Below are 19,992 nucleotides of genomic sequence, written 5' to 3'. Positions count from 1 at the left end.
AAACTATGAATAAAAAATTAAAACTTTGGGACGCAACCATGCTCGTGATGGGTTCCATGATAGGAAGCGGAATTTTCATTGTTTCTGCGGATATGATGAGAAATTTGGGTTCTGGGTATTGGCTCATCGTAGTGTGGATTATTACTGGAATTATGACGGTTGCAGCCGCTTTAAGCTATGGCGAACTTTCAGCGATGTTCCCAAAAGCGGGAGGACAATACACTTACATTACAGAAATTTTCGGGAAAAGACTCGGGTTTTTGTACGGTTGGGGAATGTTTACCGTGATTCAAACAGGAACTATTGCTGCAGTTGCAGTGGCTTTCAGTAAGTTTTCTGCTTATCTTTTTCCTGCACTCAATGATGCGTCTCCACTTTTTCAAAGTGGTGAATTTAAAATCACTTGGATTCAAATTTTGGGTATTGCGGTGATTTTGTTACTTACTTACATCAATACTAGAGGTGTAGAAAGCGGGAAACTCCTTCAAAATATCTTCACAGGTTCTAAAATCGTCGCGCTTTTAGGGTTGATCTTTTTAGGTTTTATATTGGTTAAAGAATCTTTTTGGAGCGGAAATATGAGTTTTGGTTGGGATTCTTTTAATAATTTGGTTAAAGATGACAAAGGAAATTACCTGAAACTCGGTTGGGAATCTATTTCTGGAGCTACACTTTTCGGAGGAATTGCCGCGGCAATGGTAGGTTCGGTTTTTAGTTCTGTAGCTTGGGAAAACGTGACTTTCGTTTCTGGTGAAATAGAAAATCCACAAAAAAATGTGGTAAAAGCGATGGTTTTAGGTACAATTTCTGTGATGTTGCTTTATTTGTTGGTGAATTTCGTTTATCTGAATGCTTTAGACCGAGATTCCATCGCATTTGCAGCGAATGATAGAGTGGCAGTTGCCGCTTCGGAAAAGATGTTCGGAGGTGTAGGAACGATTATTATGGCGGTTCTCGTGATGATTTCCACTTTTGGTTGTGTGAACGGAGTTGTTTTAGCAGGAGCTAGAGTTTTTCAAACGATGGCAAAAGACGGTTTGTTTCTAAAATCCGCCATTGAAAACAATAAAAATGGAGTACCTGAAAAATCTCTTTGGATGCAGGGAATTTGGGCTTCACTTCTCGCTTTGAGCGGACAATATGGTGATTTGTTAGATATGATTTCTTTTGTGATTGTGTTGTTTTACATGATTACCGTTTTTGGTGTAATTTACATGAGAATTAAACAACCGAATGCAGAAAGAAGCTACAAAACGTTGTTATATCCAGTTACACCCATCATTTATCTGTTGATAGGAACAGCATTTTGTGTTTTATTATTTATTTACAAACCGAATTACACTTGGCCAGGATTGCTTCTTATTTTGATGGGTTTGCCTGTGTATTACATGATTAATAAAAAGAATTCTGAGAATTAAAGAATAAAAAAATTAATGAATAAAGTCGGGCTTTTGTCCGACTTTTTTATTAGGAAATTCATTTTGGTTTAGCTGAAATTTATATTAGAGTTTTTAAATAATAAGTTTATCGTTCGGAAAGAATTTAATCTCAAAAAAAATCCCGAAATTTGGCTAAAATTTCTTTCATGTCGCATTCTCACGATCACGGTCATAGTCACGTTCCAACACTAGATTTAAACTCTAAAAAACTAAGAAACGCTTTTTACATTGGGATTTTCCTTAATTCTGCTTTTGTTATTATAGAAGCAGGAGTGGGGTGGTCACAGAATTCATTGGCGTTACTTTCAGATGCTGGGCATAATCTCAGTGATGTAGTGAGTTTGATTTTAGCACTCTTTGCCTTTAAATTGATGTATTCAAAGCCTACACAATCTTATACTTACGGTTACAAAAAAGTGACGGTTTTGGTGGCTTTGCTTAATGCTTTAATCCTTTTTGCGGCAGTGGGCGGAATTATTTTTGAAGCGGTTTTCAGATTTTATAATCCTCAACCTTTGCAAGGAAAAGTAATGGCAATTGTTGCATTTATTGGGATTATCATCAATGCGCTTACTGCTTATTTTTTCATGAAAGATAAAGACAAAGATCTCAATATTAAAGGCGCTTATTTACACATGGCTGCAGATGCTTTGGTGAGTTTGGGTGTGGTAATTGCAGGTGTGGTAATTATTTATACAGACTGGTTTTGGCTGGATGCGGTGATGAGTATTATTATTGCTTTAGTGATTCTCTACGGAACGTGGAGCTTATTTACCCAAAGTCTTAAATTGGCTCTAGATGGAGTTCCAGAAGGAGTAGATTTCAATAAATTAAAAGAAGAAATTTTAGCAATTGACGGAGTGAAAGATTTTAAACATCTTCATATTTGGGCATTGAGCACGACTGAAAATGCATTGACGGCTCATCTTCAGGTTGAAAAATCACTTTCTCACAATGAAATAGAAAAGTTAAAAGATAAAGTGAAGCATGAATTAGAGCATTACAATGTACATCATACAACACTTGAAATTTACTTTAACGACAGGGAATTTAAGGAAGAAGAAATGCTTTAAAAGTTATAAATTATTAGTTTTGAGTTATGAGTTGAAGTTTTGATTGTAATCATAAAAAATCCTGTTCAGATTTGAACAGGATTTTTGTTTTTATAGTTTATAAAATCTTACAGATTTTTAATCTCAGAGATTAAATCTTGCAAAACTTTTTTCGCATCTCCGAAAAGCATTGAAGTTTTTGGTCTGTAGAATAATTCGTTTTCAATTCCTGCGTAACCAGGTTTCATACTACGTTTGTTTACGATGACGTTTTTAGCCAATTCAACTTCTAAAATAGGCATTCCGTAGATAGGAGAGGAAGTGTCTTCTTTAGCAGCAGGGTTTACTACATCATTTGCTCCTAAGATTAGTACAACATCTGCAGTTGAGAATTCTTCATTGGCTTGTTCCATTTCCATTAATTTTTCATAAGGAACATCGGTTTCTGCCAACAGTACGTTCATGTGTCCTGGCATTCTACCAGCAACTGGATGTATTGCGTAGAAAACATCTACACCTTTGCTTTCTAATAATTTTTCTAATTCATGACAAGCATGTTGAGCTTGAGCTACTGCTAGACCATAACCAGGAACAATCATTACTTTGCTGGCATAAGTCATGAGAACTGCTGTATCGCTCAACGTGATTTCTTTTACTGTTCCGCCTGATGGAGAAGTTCCGCCAGAAGATTTTGCACCGCCTCCAAATGAGCCAATCAATACGTTTAATAAAGAACGATTCATGGCGTTGCACATTAAGATGGTTAACAAAGTTCCTGCAGCACCTACTAAAATACCACCAGTTAACATTACTTTGTTGTCGTATAAAAATCCTCCACAGGCTGCGGCAACTCCCGTAAATGAGTTCAATAGTGAAATCACTACAGGCATATCTGCACCACCAATTGGGAATACGAAAAGTAATCCGTAAAGCGAAGATAATCCAAAAATGACATAGAATAAATAAGCATTTTCTGGACTGAAAGTCATTACCAAATATACTGATAATCCTAAAATAGCTAATAAAATAGCGATATTCACGAATTGTTGACCAGGAAAAGCAAAGTCTTTTTTAATGTTTCCATTCAGTTTTCCCCAAGCAATCATACTTCCTGCAAATGATACAGAACCGATAATTAATCCTAGAAGAATTATTGAAAGAATTCCTAAATTTACTTCGCCAGTAGTATTGTGTGATAAGTGATTAAATTCAACCAAAGAAATTAAAGCGGCACAAGCGCCTCCCATTCCGTTGAAAAGGCTCACCATTTGTGGCATTGCCGTCATTTTTACTTTTTTGGCAGCTAGCGCTCCCACGATTGTTCCGATAAGGATTCCGCCAAAAATCCAACCGTAATTTCCTAATTTTTGTCCTTCATCGTCCTGATAAAGAAAAATAGTTCCTAAAATTGCTACTACCATTCCTGCTGCTGCTAATAAATTTCCTTTTCTAGCAGTAGCTGGATTCGAGAGCATTTTTAACCCTAGAATAAAGGTCACTGAACCGATGAGGTATAATATTGTAAGTAGTCCCATGATTTTGATTTTATAGATGGATGTTGGATGCTGGAAGTAGGATGTAATTTTGAAACACCTCTCACCAAGCATTATACACCCTGCATGTTATTTTTTCTTTTTACTAAACATTTCTAGCATTCGGTCTGTTACTACAAAACCTCCTACCACATTAAGCGTTCCTAAAATCACTCCTAGAAAACCTAAAACTAATGCCAAATAATTGTCTGGTTCAGCTTTTCCCATTACAATAATTGCCCCAATAATCACTACTCCGTGAATCGCATTTGCGCCACTCATTAGAGGAGTGTGTAGTACACTAGGTACATGACCTATCACTTCAATTCCTACAAAAATCATCAGAATTACAATGTAGATGATTTGTTGGTATTGAGAAATCCACTCTATAATATTCATAAAAATTTTGTTTTAGTTATTCATTGAAGGAGAGAGGATAGATTTTACTCTATCGTTAATAATTTCGCCATTGTGTGTGATACAAGCGCCTTTTACCAAATCGTCTTCCCAGTTGAGGTTAAGGTTTGCATCTTTGTCAATGATGAGTTGTAAGAAGTTCACAATATTTTTTCCGTACAATTTACTTGCGTCTGAAGGCATGGTAGATTGTAGAGAAGAGTTTCCTATAATAGAAACACCGTTATAATTTACGGTTTCGTTATTTTTAGTATGTGGAGTATTACCACCGGTAGAAGCAGCTAAGTCTATAATTACAGAGCCATTTCTCATAGAGTTCAGCATTTCTTCGGTAATTAAAATCGGAGCTTTTTTACCAGGGATTTGTGCAGTAGTGATAATGATATCAGATTTTGCTACACTTTCAGCGATGCGTTGTTGTTGCTTTTGTTTGTATTCTTCGGTTTGTTCTACTGCATAACCGCCAGCCGAACTAGCATCTGCAGCGCCTTCTACTTCTACAAATTTAGCGCCTAAGCTCATTACTTCTTCTTTTACAGCAGGTCTTGTATCGAAAACTTCTACTACAGCACCTAATCTTTTTGCGGTAGCAATTGCTTGTAAACCAGCAACTCCAGCTCCTAAAATAAGCATTTTAGCGGGAGCAATACTTCCTGCAGCGGTCATAAACATAGGGAAATATCTTCCGTAAGAGTTAGCAGCGAGTAAAACCGCTTTGTAGCCAGCGATATTGGCTTGAGAACTTAAAACGTCCATTGCTTGTGCTCTGGTCGTTCTAGGCAGCATGTCAAGAGAAAAAGTAGTGACTTTTCTTTCAATAGATTTAATAACGTTTTCTCCGTTAGCTAGGGGTTGATAAACACCTAAGAGAACTTTAGAATGAACTTTTACAAAATCTTCGTTTTCAAGGGGGTGAATAGAAAGTAAAATGTCTGCTTGTTCTAATACTTCAGCTCTAGATTTAATTTCTGCGCCAGCTTTTTCATATTCTTGGTTATTATTAAAGGATTTATCACCTGCACCAGATTCTACAACTATTTTATTTCCTTTTTTAATGAGTGCTGCTGCAGATTCTGCAAGTAAAGAAACTCTTGTTTCGAAAGAAGGTTCTTTTAATACACCTATAATCATTTTATTAATTTTAAATATTTTCAAATATAAACCTATTTTTTGACAATTAAAAATGATTTATTTCATGTACTCACAATTATTATGAATGAATGAAGTTAAAATTTATTAAATCCTCAATAATTATGTAACATATATTACATTAATATTTCTAAATTTTTATTCTGTACCTTTTTTTCAAAAATAGTATCTTTACCAGCAAATTTTTTGAAATATGAATATAGATTGGAAAACGGCTAAAGAATACGAAGATATCACGTACAAAAAGTGCAATGGAGTAGCGAGAATCGCTATCAACAGACCAGAAGTAAGAAATGCTTTTCGTCCTAAAACTACTTCAGAACTTTATGATGCTTTTTATGATGCTTATGAAGATTCTAGCATTGGTGTAGTTTTATTAACTGGTGAAGGTCCAAGTCCTAAAGATGGTGGTCATGCGTTCTGTAGTGGTGGCGACCAGAAAGCTCGTGGTCATCAAGGTTATGTAGGTGATGATGGAAGACACCGTCTCAATATTTTAGAAGTTCAAAGATTGATTCGTTTTATGCCAAAAGTGGTGATTGCTGTGGTAAACGGTTGGGCAGTAGGTGGTGGTCACTCTCTTCATGTGGTTTGTGATTTAACATTGGCAAGTGAAGAACATGCCATTTTTAAACAGACCGATGCAGATGTTACCAGCTTCGATGGCGGTTACGGTTCAGCATATTTAGCCAAAATGGTAGGTCAGAAAAAAGCCAGAGAAATTTTCTTTTTAGGAAGAAACTATTCTGCGAAAGAAGCAGAAGATATGGGAATGGTAAATGCAGTAATACCTCACGCTGAGTTAGAAGAAACTTCTTATCAGTGGGCGCAGGAAATCTTAGCAAAATCACCAACTTCTATCAGAATGTTGAAATTTGCGATGAATTTAACGGATGACGGAATGGTTGGCCAACAAGTTTTCGCTGGTGAAGCAACTAGATTAGCATACATGACTGAAGAAGCTAAGGAAGGCAGAAACGCATTTTTAGAAAAACGTAAACCAGATTTCGGAGATAATCAATGGATATCTTAACAAGGAATAAGGTTTTAGAGATTAGTAAAAACTAAATCCTAAATCCTAAATCCTAAATCCTAAAAACTATGATTGATTGGATAAAAGCAGCTCGACTGCGTACTTTGCCGCTTTCGGTGAGCGGAATTATTATGGGTTCTTTCATTGCAAGATGGAAACTTTTAGAACAAGGAAAAACTTGGGATTGGACTATTTTTGCTTTGGCACTTTTGGTGACTTTGCTCTATCAGGTTTTATCAAATTTTGCCAATGATTATGGAGATGGTGTAAAAGGAACCGACCAAAATAGAATAGGAGAGGCAGAACAACGTGCGGTAGCATCTGGTAAAATTTCGGCAAAGCAAATGAGAAACGCTATGTTTTTGTTTGCCTTTTTATCATTGGTGGCTACTTTAGTTTTGTTGTACAAAGCATTTTTTCCTAATTTTATTAATGAATTTTACACTTTTATAGGACTAGGAGTTGCGTGTATTTTGGCGGCAATTGGTTACACTGTTGGTAAAAAACCTTATGGATACCTCGGTTTAGGAGATATTATGGTTTTTATCTTTTTCGGGCTGGTTTCTGTGTGCGGAAGTTATTTTCTGTTCACTAAAACTTTTGATTGGGATATGCTTTTACCAGCTTCTGCAATAGGTTTGCTGAGTGCTGCCGTTCTTAATCTCAACAATATGAGAGACATTGAAAATGACGAAAAATCAGGCAAAAAAACGCTTGCATTAAGATTAGGTTTTAAAAATGCTATGATTTATGAAATGGTCATTTTAATGCTTCCACCGATTTTGGTTTTGATTTATATGTTTCTTGAAGGTTTAGAAGAACAAGGAAAATATTACGCTTTTATTTTCTTCATTACCGTATTTCCTTTGACCGCTTTGCGCAGAAAAATGATGGAAGTAAAAGAGCCAAAAGAATTAGACCCATTCTTAAAACAAGTGGGAATCATTACTTTATTGATGAGTATTTTAGTAGCTTTTGGATTGAATTATTTTAGATAAAAAATCATGAAAATAAAATTCCTAGGACAAAACTGTTTTTTGTTCACTTATAATGGAAAAAACATCCTTTCTGATCCTTTTTATAATTTTCAGAAAGAGAAAACAGGTTTTGATATTTCAGCACAAAAAATTGATTATGTGCTCATTACTCATGCTCATGGAGATCATATTGCAGATGTAAGAGAAGTATTGCAACATAACCCAGATGCTACGGTAATTGGTCAACCAGAAATTTGTGGTTATTTTAATCATCCAAATTCTATAGACATCAACTACGGAGGTTCTGCAAAGTTTGATGACTTGAAGATTTCTATGCTTCCTGCGCATCATACTTCTAGTTTCCCAGATGGAACTTACGGCGGTCAACCATGCGGTTATATGTTTAGATTCCAAGGTAAAAACTTATATTTTGCTGGAGATACAGGTGTAATGGCAGATATGGAGTTGTTTCCAAGGCTTTTCGGAGAAATTACAGCAGCCATTCTTCCTATTGGTTCACATTATACCATGTGTGCAAGAAAAGCGAGTTTTGCTGCTGCAGAATTATTGAAAACCAAAAGAGTGATTGGTTGTCATTTTGATACTTTCGAGCCGATAAAAATTAATCATGTTTCGGCGAAACAATTGTTTAAAGAGAAAAATATTGAGTTTTCGATTCCAGAATTGGGAGAAGAATTTGAAGTATAATTTTCTGAAGAATTTCAAAAAAGACATAAAAAATGGCAAGCTCCCTACATCACACCGCTACGACCAATTACCTTTGCTGCGTTCCCACCCTGGAGGATTTTCAGGAGCTGGTTGTGTAGGACTTGCCAGTGCAAAAATACTGAATTAATTTAAAATTCAAAATCTAATCTCGTATTTTCGAGAAAAATTTTTAAAAATAAAATGAGTAAAAACGTTTATACATTTGGTTTTCTGATATTTATCGCAACCATGTTAGTGTTCTTTGGAGTGTATTTTTTGGGTTATAATACCAATTATTTTAACACAAGTATGCTTCTTAACGCATTTTTAATGCCAGCACTTTATACTCTAGGTGCTTATTTTTCGGTGACAACTTACAAAAAAGAAGTGAAAGAAATAGGTTTTAGAGATGCTTTTGGTAGAGCTTTTAAACCGATGTTTATTGGTGGTTTTCTTTCCATGTTCAGCATTTTTGCATTTCTGAATTATGTAGATACAGATGCTAAAGATTTACTGAATCATCAGTATGTAGAGCGTCAAAAAACAGAACTTGACAATGAGTATAACAAGGCAAAACAAATTTTAGCTAAAAAAGAAGACAAAGAAGAACTGGACAAAAAATATCAAGAAAGATTGCAGAGTTTTGCGCCAGAATTGGTAAAAGATAAAGATATGTTTACCTTCAGAAACTTCACGTATTTTTTCGCAGCAGTTTTGGTGTTTTACACGATACTTTCTACATTCTTCGGGACTTTCTTTAGAAATAAAACTATAGAATAATGAGCTTAAAAACTACTGTTTCCAGAAATTTGACGAGCAAAAAAGTTCTTACTTTTTTCGTGTTGTCAAGTGTGGTTTATTTTACGATGATCTTTTTTACGATTCCAAAATTGACTGATTTTGCGAATGGTTTGCAGATTTTTGACATGAAACCAAATGGTTACAGTTTTACTTATACCAAAGAACTTTTAGGAAATCTAGGGAAGAGTGGCAGAAGTTTTTATCTGTTTCGTCAGTTGCCATTAGATTTCGTATATCCTTTCTTGTTCATGATCAGTAATATTCTGATTTTGAGTTTCTTTCTTAAGAAAATTGGCAAATTAGAATCTTGGTTTCTTTTGGTCTTGTTCCCTATAATTGCTGGAATTTTCGATTATTTAGAAAATTTTGGCCTTATTTATTTACTCACTTCATATCCTAAAATCTCTGAAATAGGCGTGAGAATAATCAGCACATTTACTGTAATAAAAAGTCTATTTACAAGCTTATATTTTGTAATTTTGCTGTTCGTTTTAGCGATATTAATTTTCAAAAAAATAAAATAATTTTTAATGAATCTATCCGTTGTAGTTCCTTTATTAAACGAAGAAGAATCTTTGCACGAACTTTATGCAAGAATAAATAAAGTGTGCCAAGAAAACCAATTGTCTTACGAAATTTGGTTCGTAGATGATGGAAGTACAGATTCTTCTTGGCAAATTATAGAAAATTTATCCAAAGAAAATCATCATGTTCACGGCATTAAATTTTCTAGAAACTATGGGAAATCTCAAGCGTTACATGCCGCTTTTGAGAAAGTTCAAGGCGATGTAGTGATTACAATGGATGCAGATTTGCAAGATTTTCCAGAAGAAATTCCTGAATTATACAGTAAAATTGTAGACGAAAAATACGACTTGGTTTCTGGTTGGAAGAAAAAACGTTTTGACAATGTGATGACTAAAAATCTTCCGTCAAAATTGTTCAATTCTGCGGCAAGAAATCTCTCTGGAGTAGAATTACACGATTTTAACTGTGGGTTAAAAGCTTACAGAAAACAAGTGGTAAAATCGGTAGATGTTTACGGAGATTTACACCGATGGATTCCTGTTTTGGCAGCAAATGCAGGTTTCAAGAGAATCACCGAAAAACCAGTTCAGCACCAAGCCAGACCTTACGGAACTTCTAAATTTGGGACAGAAAGATTTATCCGTGGTTTTCTGGATTTAATTACGCTTTGGTTCGTAAGCAAATTCGGAGGAAGACCAATGCACTTCTTCGGAGCGGTAGGAACTTTAATGTTTATTTTCGGATTTTTCTCAGCATTTTGGTTGGGCGCAACTAAATTAGTAGACGTGTATTATTATCACGTTTATGGTAATTTAATCGCCGAAAATCCTTGGTTTTACATAGCATTAACCATGATGATTATGGGGACATTACTTTTTGTAGCAGGATTTTTAGGAGAACTAATTATCAGACAAAGTAGAGGTCATAAGAATTATCATATTGAAGAGGTAATTTAATTTGAAAGTGTGCTAATTTGAAAATTTGAAATGAAAAATATCACAAAATATTTCCTTTTTCTATTCCTTGTTTTTAACATTATTTCTTGCTCTAAAATTTCTCCAAAAGGAGAAATAGAAGTGAAAGACGTAACGGTAGAAAATTTCACTAAATTGAATCTTAAAGGAGATTTCAAAGTGTTTTTTGCGAAAGGAAATCAGAATTTGGTAAGTGTAGAAACGTATCCTAATGTCTACAAAAATCTAGATATAGAAGTAGAAAACGGAATTTTAACAATCGAAGAAAATCGAAAAACAGACCAAGTAGATTTCTACAGTATAACTGTTTTTGGTAAAAACGATTTGAATGAGGTTTCGCTTTCTGATAAAGTAGAAATGAATGTTTCTGGACAAGTAAAAACACCAGAATTTTCACTTCATTTAAAAGGAAATTCTAAATTTATGGGAGCGGTAATTGCCCCGAAAAGCAAAATAGAAATGGCAGAGAAATCTAATGCCAATATTCTAGGAGAAACTAAAAACTTGAATTTAAAATTAGCAGATTCTGCAAGTATAATGGCGCCGTATTTTTATGTGGAAAATTTAGAAATTCTTAGTAAAAATGGAGCTTCTGCAGGATTAAACATAGACCAAGAAATGAAAGGAACTCTAGAAAATACCTCAAAACTAATTTTCTATGGAGAACCGCTCAATAAATTGACGAAAAAAGACAAAGCTTCTGTAGAAAACAGAAAATTGAAGTAATGGGATTTTAACCATTTCTTAATTAAGAAACAAAAAATTTAAATATATGACAACTTTGGAAAAAGCAAAACTTTGGTTATCAAATACTTTTGATGCAGAAACCAGAGCAACAGTTCAGAATTGGATTGATACCAATTCTCCAGAATTAGAAGACAGTTTTTACAGAGAATTAGAATTCGGGACTGGCGGTATGAGAGGAATTATGGGAGTAGGAACCAATCGTCTCAATAAATATACATTGGGTCAAGCTACACAAGGCTTGGCAAATTATCTTCATCAGCAATTTCCGGGCGAAGAAATAAAAGTAGCGATTGCTTATGACGTAAGAAATAATTCTAAAGAGTTCGGAAAAATGTGTGCAGATGTTTTAACTGCAAACGGAATTAAAGTGTTGCTTTTCAAAGAACACAGACCAACTCCAGAACTTTCTTTCACGGTTCGTGATAAAAAATGTAATGCGGGAATCGTTTTGACGGCTTCTCACAATCCACCAGAGTATAATGGTTACAAAGTATATTGGAATGATGGAGCGCAAATTGTTCCGCCAAATGATGATGCTATTATCAAAGAAGTTTATGCTACTCACTTTGAAAATATTAAATTCAACGGAAATGATGATTTAATCGAATGGATTGGCGAAGAACAGGATGATGTGTACATCGACACTTGTATGGAAAATTCATTGTACCAAAATATTGGTAGAGATAATGTAAACATCGTTTTCACTTCTATTCACGGTACTACTTATACTACGATTCCTAAAGCTTTAGCAAAAGCAGGTTTCACTAAAGTAGATTTGGTTAAAGAACAAATGATTCCTTCTGGAAATTTCCCAACTGTAGAATCTCCAAATCCTGAAGAGCCTGCAGCATTAACAATGGCGGTAGATTTGGCAAATATTACCAATGGCGATATCGTTATCGGTTGTGATCCAGATGGAGATAGATTAGGAATTGCGGTAAGAAATCTAGATGGCGAAATTCAGTTATTGAATGGTAACCAAACCAATATGATTTTGACGTATTATATTCTTGACCAATGGAAAAAAGCAGGCAAAATTACAGGAAATGAGTTCATCGGTTCTACAATTGTAACGTCTGACTGTTTCTTTGAGGTAGCAGAAAAGTTTGGAGTTGCTTGTAAAGCAGGTCTTACTGGTTTCAAATGGATTGGTAAAATGATTCGTGATGTAGAAGGTCAAGAAAAATTCATTTGCGGTGGTGAAGAATCTTTCGGATTTATGACGGGAGATTTCGTAAGAGATAAAGACAGTTGTGGTTCTATTTTATTGGCTTGTGAAATTGCAGCCGTTTGCAAAGCACAAGGAAAAACAATGTATCAGTACATGATTGATATCTACAAAGAAATTGGGATGTATCAAGAAGGTTTGGTAAACGTAGTAAGAAAAGGAAGAACTGGAGCCGAAGAAATTTCTCAAATGATGGTAGATTTCAGAGAAAATCCAGTAAAAGAATTAGCAGGTTCTAAAGTTTTGGAAGTAAAAGATTTCCAAGAACAAACCAGCTTAAACGTGATTACAGGAGAGAGAAAAGTAATGAATGATATTCCGAAATCTAACGTGTTAATCTATTACACAGAAGACGGAACTAAAGTTTGTATAAGACCTTCAGGAACTGAACCGAAGATTAAATTCTATTTTTCTGTGAAAGATAAAATTGAAAACGAAGCAGATTTCAAGGCTAAACAAGCTTCTCTGGAACAAAAAATCAATGAAGTAAAAAAAGATTTAAAACTATAAATATTTTAATCTAATGCTTTTAAGTTCACAGAAGTTTAACAAATCTTTAGGTTTTTAATCTTTTGTGAACTTTTTTATTTTATTTAAATTTGAAAAATCATTAACAACAAAATCTCAATAAAAAGTGGTTTCAAAACTCGCTCAAAACCTTATCGGTTCAGAAATTATTAAAATCGGTAATCAAGTAAACGAACTCAAAGCTCAAGGAGCTGAAATTGCCAATCTCACCATCGGTGATTTAGATTCTAACATTTATCCTATTCCTGCAGGATTGAAACAAAATATTCAGAAAGCTTACGTGGATAATTTAACCAATTATCCTCCTGCAAATGGTTTGCTTTCATTAAGAAAAGCAGTGGCAAAAGACATAAAATCTCGTTGGAATTTAGATTATTCTCCAGAAGATATTTTGGTTTCTGGTGGTTCTAGACCCTTAATCTACGCCACTTTTAAAACCATTGTAGACGAAGGCGACAAAGTAGTTTACGCCGTTCCTTCTTGGAATAATAACCACTATGCTTATTTAACTTCTGCCAATGCAGTAGAATTAGAAGTTACTCCAGAAGATAATTTTTTGCCAACAGCTGATGTGATTACACCGCATTTAGAAGGTGCAGTTTTATTGGCGCTTTGCTCTCCGCTAAACCCAACTGGAACCATGTTTACCAAAGAACAACTTTCAGAAATTTGCGAAGCGGTAATTGCAGAGAATAAAAAAAGAGGAGAAGGCGAAAAGCCACTTTACTTAATGTACGACCAAATTTATGCAATGCTTACATTTGGTGATTCAGAACATTTTAATCCAGTTTCTCTTTATCCAGAACTTAGAGATTACACCATTTATATTGATGGAACTTCTAAATGTTTTGCAGCAACTGGTGTTAGAGTAGGATGGAGTTTTGGACCAACTAAAGTGATTGATAGAATGAAAGCGCTATTAACACACGTTGGAGCTTGGGCGCCGAAACCAGAACAACAAGCTGTAGCCGAATTTTTAGACAATACACCAGCTGTAAATGAATTTGTGAATGATTTCAAAGGTAAAATTGCACACAGTTTAGAAGTTTTACATGCTGGAATTCAAGAAATGAAATCTAAAAATTTCGCGGTAGATAGCATTAAACCAATGGGTGCTTTGTATTTAACTATTAAATTAGATTATGTAGGAAAAACCACTGAAGACGGAAAAGTTCTGAAAGATTCTACAGATTTAGTTTTCTACCTTATTGAAAAAGCAGGAGTAGCTTTAGTTCCATTTTCCGCATTTGGAAATTCTAGAGAAATGCCTTGGTTTAGAGCATCAGTTGGCGCTTGTTCAGTAGAAGATTTACAAAAAATGTTCCCAAAACTAGAAGCTGCTTTAAGCAAACTAAAATAAGTTATAAGCTATAAGTTATGAATTATGAGTGAAAGCATTGTAGGAAAGAAGAGTTTTGAATTTGCCGTGAGAATTATAAATTTTTACAAAAAATTTTCTCATGAAAACAAAGAATATGTTTTATCTAGACAGATTTTGCGTTCAGGAACTTCAATTGGTGCAAATGTAAGAGAAGCGTTAAATGCACAAAGCAAAATGGATTTCATTCATAAATTCTCAATAGCTCAAAAAGAATGTGATGAAACAATCTATTGGCTTGAATTATTAAAAGAAACAGAATATATTTCAGATGAAATTTACAATGATTTGAAAAATCCTGCTGTAGAAATTCTTAAAATAATCAGAAGCATTATCATTACTACAAAAAATAAAAACTCATAACTTATAATTCATAATTCATAACTTATAACTAAATGAAGATTATCGCTGTAATACCAGCTCGCTATGCTGCAAGTAGATTTCCTGGGAAATTAATGCAGATTTTAGGCGACAAAACCGTGATTACTACTACTTACCAAAATGTAGTCGAAACTAAGCTATTTGATGAGGTTTTCGTGGCGACTGATTCCGAAATTATCTTTGAAGAAATCACCAAAATCGGCGGAAAAGCAGTAATGACAGGTGAACACGAAACAGGAAGCGACAGAATAGCAGAAGCGGTTCAAAATATTGATTGCGATATTGTGATTAATGTTCAGGGAGATGAACCTTTCCTGAAAACTGAGCCTTTGAAACAATTAATTGAAGTTTTTGAAAATGATGTTGATAAAGAAATTTCATTAGCTTCGCTTAAAATCAGGTTAAAGGAAAAGGAAGAAATCGAAAATCCGAATAATGTTAAAGTAATTACAGATTTACAGAATTTTGCGATGTATTTCAGCCGTTCTGTAATTCCTTATCCTAGAGAAACCTCTGTAGAACACTTGTATTATAAGCATATTGGTGTTTATGCTTTCAGAAAAGAAGCTTTGTTGAAATTTGCAAACTTGGCGATGACTCCACTTGAAATTTCAGAAAAAATAGAAGCTATTCGTTATCTGGAAAACAGAATGAAAATCAAAATGATAGAAACAGATTTCATAGGCGTTGGAATAGACGTTCCCGAAGATTTAGAAAAAGCAAGAAAATTAATTTGAAAATTTGAAAATTTAAAGATGTTTTCGTTTCAAAATCATATATTTGGAATCTCGTAAAAAAGATTGAATGAAAAAGATATTATTAATCGTAACAATTCTAGTAACCACCATATATTCGGCGCAAACTGCTAAACAAATTATTGATAAAAATATAGAGTTAACAGGCGGATTAACCAACTGGAAACTGCTGAATTCTATTATTCTACAAGGAAAAGTAATTCTAGGTGTTAATGATGAATATGCGATGAAGATTTATCAGCAAAGACCTAATCTTACCAAAACAGTAGTATTTATAGGCAATAAAGAAAATGTAATCGAAGGGTATGATGGTAAAAATGGTTACGCGATGAATTACGTGGTGAATAAACTTCAGGTTCAAAAAAATTACGTTCCAGAAAGCTTTGACACAGATTTCATCGATTATGAGAACAAAGGTTTTACCGCACAAGTTCTTGGTAAAGAAAAAGTAGGAGACAGAGACTGTTATAAGGTAGAACTGACTAAAAATGTGAATAAAACCATTTATTATTTTGATGTTCAGAACTTTTTACTGTTAAAAGAAGAAAAGAAAGACGAAACATTGGTTTATTCTGATTTTAAAAAGGTGAGTAATTTAATTATGCCTTACAGAATTGAAGCAACTACGCCGAAAAAAGAAGGAGATTACGTGATGATTCTTTATAAAATTGAAGTCAACAAAGCGTTTCCTGCCAATACTTTTAAGTTTTAATAACGGTTTACGATAAAAAATTTCTATTACTGCAATTTCTATAGATTTTGCAGTTTTTTTATCCATAAATTTGAAATCAAATAAAATCAAAATGAAAAAAATATTAATTATTCTCATGGCATTTTTTGGACTTTTCTCTTTACAGGCGCAACAAGCAAAATCTATTCATTCTTTTAAAGTGAAAGCTTTAGATGGTAAAACAATTGATTTTTCTAAATTTAAAGGTAAGAAGATTCTAATTGTAAATACAGCGTCAGAATGCGGTTTTACACCACAGTATGAAGGTTTACAGAAGTTGTACGAAACGTATAAAGATCAATTGGTGATTGTAGGTTTCCCTGCAAACAATTTTGGTGGGCAAGAACCTGGAAGTAATGAAGAAATAGGTGCTTTTTGCAAAAAGAATTACGGAGTTACCTTTCCGATGGCGGCTAAAGTTTCTGTGAAAGGAAAAGATATTGCTCCCATTTTTAAATTTTTAACAGACAAAAAACTAAACGGAGTAAAAAATACTACCATTCTTTGGAACTTCGAGAAATTTTTGCTCAATGAAAAAGGAGAGTTGATAGATACTTTTGTAAGTACTACGAAACCTACTTCAGAATCTATTACGAAATATTTTAAATAAAAAAAGCCTCAAATTTTGAGGCTTTTTTGTTTTTTATTCTTTTCCTTTTTCGGCAAAACTGAAAATACTGCCTAATTTTATTTTAGAATATCCGTAAGATTTTATTTTAGATGAATTCACTAAAGCTTGTGCTAAAATGTCTGTTGGCAATGGTTTTTGAGATTCTAAAACGCCAAATTTATTGGCAAATTTTATAATTCTAGCTCCTAAAACTTCACTAGTTCTGTCAGTGTTTTTTCGATCAAGCATTCCGGGTTGGAAAATGGTAATTTTATTAAAATGAAGTTTTTTTACTTCCTCTTCTAATTCGCCCTTCATTCTAGAGTAGAAAATTTTAGAATTAGGATTGGCTCCATAAGCAGAAACTAAAACGAAATCTTCCACGCCATTTTCTTTGGCAGTTTTGGCAAATTGCAATTGATAATCAAAATCTACTTTTCTCTGTGCTTCCTTGCTTCCTGCATCTTTCAAGGTAGTTCCGAGGCAAGAAAAAGCGACATCACCTTTTACCAAATCTTTCCATTCTTCTGGCTTTTCGAAATTAACTACATGAAATTTCACTTTCTCAGAAATAGATTCTACAGGTTTTCTTACAAAAGCATGAATTTCTTCGAAATCTTTGTCTTGACTTAGTTTTTGAACCAAATCTTTTCCTGTAGCGCCAGTTGCTCCTATAATTAAAGCCTTCATATTAGTATGAATTAGTAAATTAATGATTTAAAATTAGTCAAATTTCTTGAATATTTTAATAAATTCGTTCAATCAATCATTTATAATAATATTTTATGGAAGCTGAAGAAATCCGTAATTATTGCCTCAATAAGAAAGGAGTTACGGAAGGTTTTCCGTTTGATAATACTACTTTAGTATTTAAAGTAGGTGGTAAAATGTTTTTATTAATGGCTTTAGAAAAGCAACCATTGGTCTTTTCGGTGAAGAATAGAGCAGATTATAATGAAGAACTGCGAGAGCAATATTATCAAATTTCAGGAGCTTATCATATGAACAAAACGCATTGGAATTCTATAATTTGCGAAGGATTGAAGCCAGAATTCATTAAAAAACTAATTGATGATTCTTATCAATTGGTGTATGAAAGTTTAACAAAGAAAATAAAAGAAGAGATTTTAAGTTCATAAAAAAAGCATTTAGAAATTTCTGAATGCTTTTTGTTTTATAAAACATCTTTATCAAGATGTTGTTCTTCTTCTTTATAATGTTCGTGAAGATGTACAGGTTCAGATTTTTTGGTCGTTTTCATTTGAATAATGTCTACCAAAAGTGAAAATGCCATCGCAAAGTAAATATAACCTTTCGGGATTTCTTTGCCAAAACCTTCCACGATTAAAGAGAAACCAATCAATAGCAAGAATGAAAGTGCTAAAACTTTAAAAGCAGGGTGTTTATTTACAAAATTGCTGATAGGTTCTGCTGCAAATAGCATGATAATCACCGTCACAATCACCGCTACATACATTACCCAAACTTCTTTTACCATTCCTACAGCGGTAATGATAGAGTCTACGGAGAACACCAAATCCATTAATAAAATTTGGAATATTACTTGTCCGAAACTCGTTACAATCATGGTTTTAGTTACATCGCCATCTTCACCTTCCATTTTATGATAAATTTCGGCGGTGCTTTTGTAGAGTAGGAATAAACCCCCAAGAATTAAAATCAAATCTTTACCAGAAATTCCCGTTTCGAAAACGGTAAATAAATCTTGGTCTAGTTTCATGATTTGACTTATTAATAGGAGTAAACCGAGTCTCATAATACCCGCAAGAACTAAACCAATTCTTCTGGCTTTTTTTTGTTGATTTACAGGTAGTTTATTCGCCAAAATAGAAATAAAAATAACATTGTCTATTCCTAGAACGGTTTCTAGTGCGATAAGTGTAAGTAAAGAAATAATAATTTCTGCTTCCATAGTTTTATTTTATGATTTTCACAAAACTATAGAAACTATGAATCTAATTTTATAAAATCTGATTGAAAATTTATATGATTCTAACTCTTAACTAAAGTTAAAATTTTCGGTCAAAACCTTGTCTTCATCTAATCTTTCGATGAGTTTTTCTAGCGATTCAAATTTAATTTCTTCATGTAGAAAATCTCTGAATTTAACAGTAATTACCTCGCCATAAATATCTTGATTGAAATCTAAAATGTACACTTCTGCAGTAAGTCTATCTCCATTTACAGTAGGATTAGTGCCAATGCTCATCATGCCTTTGTAAAATTGGTCTTTCACGAAAACTTCTACAATATAAGCCCCTTTTTTAGGCAAAAGTTTCAGTTCATTAATTTCTAGATTTGCAGTAGGATAACCTATTGTTCTTCCTAGTTTTTTTCCGTCAATTACTTTTCCAGAAAGAGAGTAGGAATAACCCAGCATTTTATTGGCACCAACGATGTTTCCGTTTCCTAAGCAATTTCTGATTTTAGTAGAACTGATATTGAAATCATCGTCATTTTTGATGGCTTGTAGTTGCTCTACAGTAAAATCTAATTCGGTAGAAAGTTTTTGGAGCAGTTCGAAGTTCCCAGATTTATTTTTCCCGAAAACGTGGTCGTGACCTATGATAATGTGTTTTACATTCAGTTTTTTGATGAGAATTTCACGAATAAATTCTTCGCCTGTTAAGTTTCTGAAGTGTTCATCAAATTTTTGTAAAAATAAAATGTCAATTCCCGCCTTTTCCAATAAAAAAAGTTTCTCTTCTAAAGTGTTGAGCAGTTTAAGGTCATCATTTGGGTTGAAAATTTTCCTTGGATGTGGCCAAAAGGTAAGCAAAGAAGTCTCTAAATTATTTTTTTTCGCCTTGTTTTTCAATTGATTGATGATGGAAATATGACCGAGATGAACTCCGTCAAACATTCCTAAAGAAAGAACTTTAGGAGATTTTTCGTGATAAAAATTTAAATCTTCTATGAGTTTCAAAACCGCTTACATTTTCTGTGTGCAAAGATGAAAAAAAATATTGATTTTTGATTATGTATTTTGAAGAGAATCACTATA

Annotated in this window: 22 protein-coding genes and 1 other RNA gene; 16 read left to right on the top strand and 7 right to left on the bottom strand. The window is 33.6% G+C overall.

Annotation, left to right across the window (positions count from 1 at the left end):
* The first annotated feature begins 5 nt into the window (after positions 1–5).
* Positions 6–1,418, top strand: a complete 1,413-nt coding sequence (locus N7277_RS09600) for an APC family permease (protein WP_274779337.1) — start codon at positions 6–8, stop codon at positions 1,416–1,418.
* 167 nt (positions 1,419–1,585) lie between these two features.
* Positions 1,586–2,512, top strand: a complete 927-nt coding sequence (locus tag N7277_RS09595; RefSeq protein ID WP_274779336.1) for a cation diffusion facilitator family transporter — start codon at positions 1,586–1,588, stop codon at positions 2,510–2,512.
* 107 nt (positions 2,513–2,619) lie between these two features.
* On the opposite strand, the gene N7277_RS09590 is transcribed toward N7277_RS09595, so the two are convergent.
* The 3 genes from N7277_RS09590 to N7277_RS09580 all read right to left on the bottom strand — a co-directional run bounded on the left by N7277_RS09590 (position 2,620) and on the right by N7277_RS09580 (position 5,571).
* A complete protein-coding gene (locus N7277_RS09590) occupies positions 2,620–4,026 on the bottom strand; it encodes an NAD(P)(+) transhydrogenase (Re/Si-specific) subunit beta (RefSeq protein WP_274779335.1) in 1,407 nt (468 codons plus the stop codon).
* 87 nt (positions 4,027–4,113) lie between these two features.
* On the bottom strand, positions 4,114–4,422 hold the full coding sequence (locus tag N7277_RS09585) for an NAD(P) transhydrogenase subunit alpha (protein ID WP_104792709.1): 309 nt from the start codon (positions 4,420–4,422) through the stop codon (positions 4,114–4,116).
* A gap of 12 nt (positions 4,423–4,434) precedes the next feature.
* Positions 4,435–5,571 carry a Re/Si-specific NAD(P)(+) transhydrogenase subunit alpha gene (locus N7277_RS09580; protein ID WP_274779334.1) on the bottom strand — a complete coding sequence of 379 codons (1,137 nt, stop codon included), beginning with the start codon at positions 5,569–5,571 and terminating at the stop codon, positions 4,435–4,437.
* Between the two features lie 211 nt (positions 5,572–5,782).
* Between N7277_RS09580 and N7277_RS09575 the strand changes: the two genes are divergently transcribed.
* The 3 genes from N7277_RS09575 (at position 5,783) to N7277_RS09565 (ending at position 8,307) form a co-directional block, all read left to right on the top strand.
* The gene (locus N7277_RS09575; protein WP_104792711.1) at positions 5,783–6,622 is read left to right on the top strand and encodes a 1,4-dihydroxy-2-naphthoyl-CoA synthase; all 840 of its coding nucleotides are present in this window, start codon (positions 5,783–5,785) and stop codon (positions 6,620–6,622) included.
* A 68-nt stretch (positions 6,623–6,690) separates the two neighbouring features.
* On the top strand, positions 6,691–7,620 hold the full coding sequence (menA, locus tag N7277_RS09570) for a 1,4-dihydroxy-2-naphthoate octaprenyltransferase (protein WP_274779333.1): 930 nt from the start codon (positions 6,691–6,693) through the stop codon (positions 7,618–7,620).
* 6 nt (positions 7,621–7,626) lie between these two features.
* The gene (locus tag N7277_RS09565) at positions 7,627–8,307 is read left to right on the top strand and encodes a metal-dependent hydrolase (protein WP_274779332.1); all 681 of its coding nucleotides are present in this window, start codon (positions 7,627–7,629) and stop codon (positions 8,305–8,307) included.
* Between the two features lie 30 nt (positions 8,308–8,337).
* On the opposite strand, the gene ffs is transcribed toward N7277_RS09565, so the two are convergent.
* Positions 8,338–8,435: signal recognition particle sRNA small type (gene ffs / locus N7277_RS09560), an RNA gene on the bottom strand.
* Between the two features lie 73 nt (positions 8,436–8,508).
* Here ffs and N7277_RS09555 point away from each other — a divergent pair.
* The 10 genes from N7277_RS09555 to N7277_RS09510 all read left to right on the top strand — a co-directional run bounded on the left by N7277_RS09555 (position 8,509) and on the right by N7277_RS09510 (position 16,967).
* Positions 8,509–9,087 carry a DUF4199 domain-containing protein gene (locus N7277_RS09555; RefSeq protein WP_274779331.1) on the top strand — a complete coding sequence of 193 codons (579 nt, stop codon included), beginning with the start codon at positions 8,509–8,511 and terminating at the stop codon, positions 9,085–9,087.
* Positions 9,087–9,632, top strand: coding sequence for a hypothetical protein (locus N7277_RS09550; RefSeq protein ID WP_274779330.1), 546 nt, complete (start codon positions 9,087–9,089; stop codon positions 9,630–9,632). Before N7277_RS09555 ends, N7277_RS09550 begins: the two co-directional genes overlap by 1 nt.
* A 6-nt stretch (positions 9,633–9,638) precedes the next feature.
* Complete coding sequence (locus N7277_RS09545) at positions 9,639–10,592, top strand: glycosyltransferase family 2 protein (protein WP_274779329.1); 954 nt, start codon at positions 9,639–9,641, stop codon at positions 10,590–10,592.
* Between the two features lie 30 nt (positions 10,593–10,622).
* Positions 10,623–11,336, top strand: coding sequence for a GIN domain-containing protein (locus tag N7277_RS09540; RefSeq protein ID WP_274779328.1), 714 nt, complete (start codon positions 10,623–10,625; stop codon positions 11,334–11,336).
* 46 nt (positions 11,337–11,382) lie between these two features.
* Positions 11,383–13,095, top strand: coding sequence for a phospho-sugar mutase (locus N7277_RS09535; protein ID WP_274779327.1), 1,713 nt, complete (start codon positions 11,383–11,385; stop codon positions 13,093–13,095).
* Positions 13,096–13,219: 124 nt separating this feature from the next.
* The gene (locus tag N7277_RS09530; RefSeq protein ID WP_274779326.1) at positions 13,220–14,473 is read left to right on the top strand and encodes a pyridoxal phosphate-dependent aminotransferase; all 1,254 of its coding nucleotides are present in this window, start codon (positions 13,220–13,222) and stop codon (positions 14,471–14,473) included.
* A gap of 24 nt (positions 14,474–14,497) precedes the next feature.
* Positions 14,498–14,854, top strand: coding sequence for a four helix bundle protein (locus tag N7277_RS09525; protein ID WP_213189067.1), 357 nt, complete (start codon positions 14,498–14,500; stop codon positions 14,852–14,854).
* 32 nt (positions 14,855–14,886) lie between these two features.
* Positions 14,887–15,609 (top strand): 3-deoxy-manno-octulosonate cytidylyltransferase, encoded by a 723-nt coding sequence (gene kdsB / locus N7277_RS09520; RefSeq protein WP_274779325.1) that lies wholly within the window; start codon positions 14,887–14,889, stop codon positions 15,607–15,609.
* 67 nt (positions 15,610–15,676) lie between these two features.
* Positions 15,677–16,339 carry an outer membrane lipoprotein-sorting protein gene (locus tag N7277_RS09515; RefSeq protein WP_274779324.1) on the top strand — a complete coding sequence of 221 codons (663 nt, stop codon included), beginning with the start codon at positions 15,677–15,679 and terminating at the stop codon, positions 16,337–16,339.
* A 91-nt stretch (positions 16,340–16,430) separates the two neighbouring features.
* Positions 16,431–16,967, top strand: coding sequence for a glutathione peroxidase (locus tag N7277_RS09510; protein ID WP_274779323.1), 537 nt, complete (start codon positions 16,431–16,433; stop codon positions 16,965–16,967).
* Positions 16,968–17,000: 33 nt separating this feature from the next.
* On the opposite strand, the gene N7277_RS09505 is transcribed toward N7277_RS09510, so the two are convergent.
* The gene (locus N7277_RS09505) at positions 17,001–17,657 is read right to left on the bottom strand and encodes an NAD(P)H-binding protein (protein WP_274779322.1); all 657 of its coding nucleotides are present in this window, start codon (positions 17,655–17,657) and stop codon (positions 17,001–17,003) included.
* A gap of 95 nt (positions 17,658–17,752) precedes the next feature.
* On the opposite strand from N7277_RS09505, the gene N7277_RS09500 reads away from it, so the two are divergent.
* Positions 17,753–18,106, top strand: a complete 354-nt coding sequence (locus N7277_RS09500) for an MmcQ/YjbR family DNA-binding protein (RefSeq protein WP_274779321.1) — start codon at positions 17,753–17,755, stop codon at positions 18,104–18,106.
* A gap of 35 nt (positions 18,107–18,141) precedes the next feature.
* On the opposite strand, the gene N7277_RS09495 is transcribed toward N7277_RS09500, so the two are convergent.
* Both N7277_RS09495 and N7277_RS09490 read right to left on the bottom strand, forming a co-directional pair.
* Positions 18,142–18,900 carry a TerC family protein gene (locus N7277_RS09495; protein ID WP_274779320.1) on the bottom strand — a complete coding sequence of 253 codons (759 nt, stop codon included), beginning with the start codon at positions 18,898–18,900 and terminating at the stop codon, positions 18,142–18,144.
* A gap of 87 nt (positions 18,901–18,987) precedes the next feature.
* Complete coding sequence (locus tag N7277_RS09490; protein ID WP_274779319.1) at positions 18,988–19,914, bottom strand: bifunctional riboflavin kinase/FAD synthetase; 927 nt, start codon at positions 19,912–19,914, stop codon at positions 18,988–18,990.
* Positions 19,915–19,992 lie beyond the last annotated feature (78 nt).

Origin of the sequence: Cloacibacterium sp. TD35 (assembly GCF_028864635.1) — a bacterium.
GTDB lineage: Bacteria > Bacteroidota > Bacteroidia > Flavobacteriales > Weeksellaceae > Cloacibacterium.
The sequence above is the reverse complement of the archived record's forward strand: the minus strand, read 5'-3'. Positions and strand labels throughout refer to the sequence as shown.

Bases quoted from the DNA above. Each gene is read 5' to 3' on its own strand.
- N7277_RS09600 (WP_274779337.1), top strand. From the start codon at position 6: ATGAATAAAAAATTAAAACTTTGGGACGCAACCATGCTCGTGATGGGT.
- N7277_RS09595 (WP_274779336.1), top strand. From the start codon at position 1,586: ATGTCGCATTCTCACGATCACGGTCATAGTCACGTTCCAACACTAGAT.
- N7277_RS09590 (WP_274779335.1), bottom strand. From the start codon at position 4,026: ATGGGACTACTTACAATATTATACCTCATCGGTTCAGTGACCTTTATT.
- N7277_RS09585 (WP_104792709.1), bottom strand. From the start codon at position 4,422: ATGAATATTATAGAGTGGATTTCTCAATACCAACAAATCATCTACATT.
- N7277_RS09580 (WP_274779334.1), bottom strand. From the start codon at position 5,571: ATGATTATAGGTGTATTAAAAGAACCTTCTTTCGAAACAAGAGTTTCT.
- N7277_RS09575 (WP_104792711.1), top strand. From the start codon at position 5,783: ATGAATATAGATTGGAAAACGGCTAAAGAATACGAAGATATCACGTAC.
- menA (WP_274779333.1), top strand. From the start codon at position 6,691: ATGATTGATTGGATAAAAGCAGCTCGACTGCGTACTTTGCCGCTTTCG.
- N7277_RS09565 (WP_274779332.1), top strand. From the start codon at position 7,627: ATGAAAATAAAATTCCTAGGACAAAACTGTTTTTTGTTCACTTATAAT.
- N7277_RS09555 (WP_274779331.1), top strand. From the start codon at position 8,509: ATGAGTAAAAACGTTTATACATTTGGTTTTCTGATATTTATCGCAACC.
- N7277_RS09550 (WP_274779330.1), top strand. From the start codon at position 9,087: ATGAGCTTAAAAACTACTGTTTCCAGAAATTTGACGAGCAAAAAAGTT.
- N7277_RS09545 (WP_274779329.1), top strand. From the start codon at position 9,639: ATGAATCTATCCGTTGTAGTTCCTTTATTAAACGAAGAAGAATCTTTG.
- N7277_RS09540 (WP_274779328.1), top strand. From the start codon at position 10,623: ATGAAAAATATCACAAAATATTTCCTTTTTCTATTCCTTGTTTTTAAC.
- N7277_RS09535 (WP_274779327.1), top strand. From the start codon at position 11,383: ATGACAACTTTGGAAAAAGCAAAACTTTGGTTATCAAATACTTTTGAT.
- N7277_RS09525 (WP_213189067.1), top strand. From the start codon at position 14,498: ATGAGTGAAAGCATTGTAGGAAAGAAGAGTTTTGAATTTGCCGTGAGA.
- kdsB (WP_274779325.1), top strand. From the start codon at position 14,887: ATGAAGATTATCGCTGTAATACCAGCTCGCTATGCTGCAAGTAGATTT.
- N7277_RS09515 (WP_274779324.1), top strand. From the start codon at position 15,677: ATGAAAAAGATATTATTAATCGTAACAATTCTAGTAACCACCATATAT.
- N7277_RS09510 (WP_274779323.1), top strand. From the start codon at position 16,431: ATGAAAAAAATATTAATTATTCTCATGGCATTTTTTGGACTTTTCTCT.
- N7277_RS09505 (WP_274779322.1), bottom strand. From the start codon at position 17,657: ATGAAGGCTTTAATTATAGGAGCAACTGGCGCTACAGGAAAAGATTTG.
- N7277_RS09500 (WP_274779321.1), top strand. From the start codon at position 17,753: ATGGAAGCTGAAGAAATCCGTAATTATTGCCTCAATAAGAAAGGAGTT.
- N7277_RS09495 (WP_274779320.1), bottom strand. From the start codon at position 18,900: ATGGAAGCAGAAATTATTATTTCTTTACTTACACTTATCGCACTAGAA.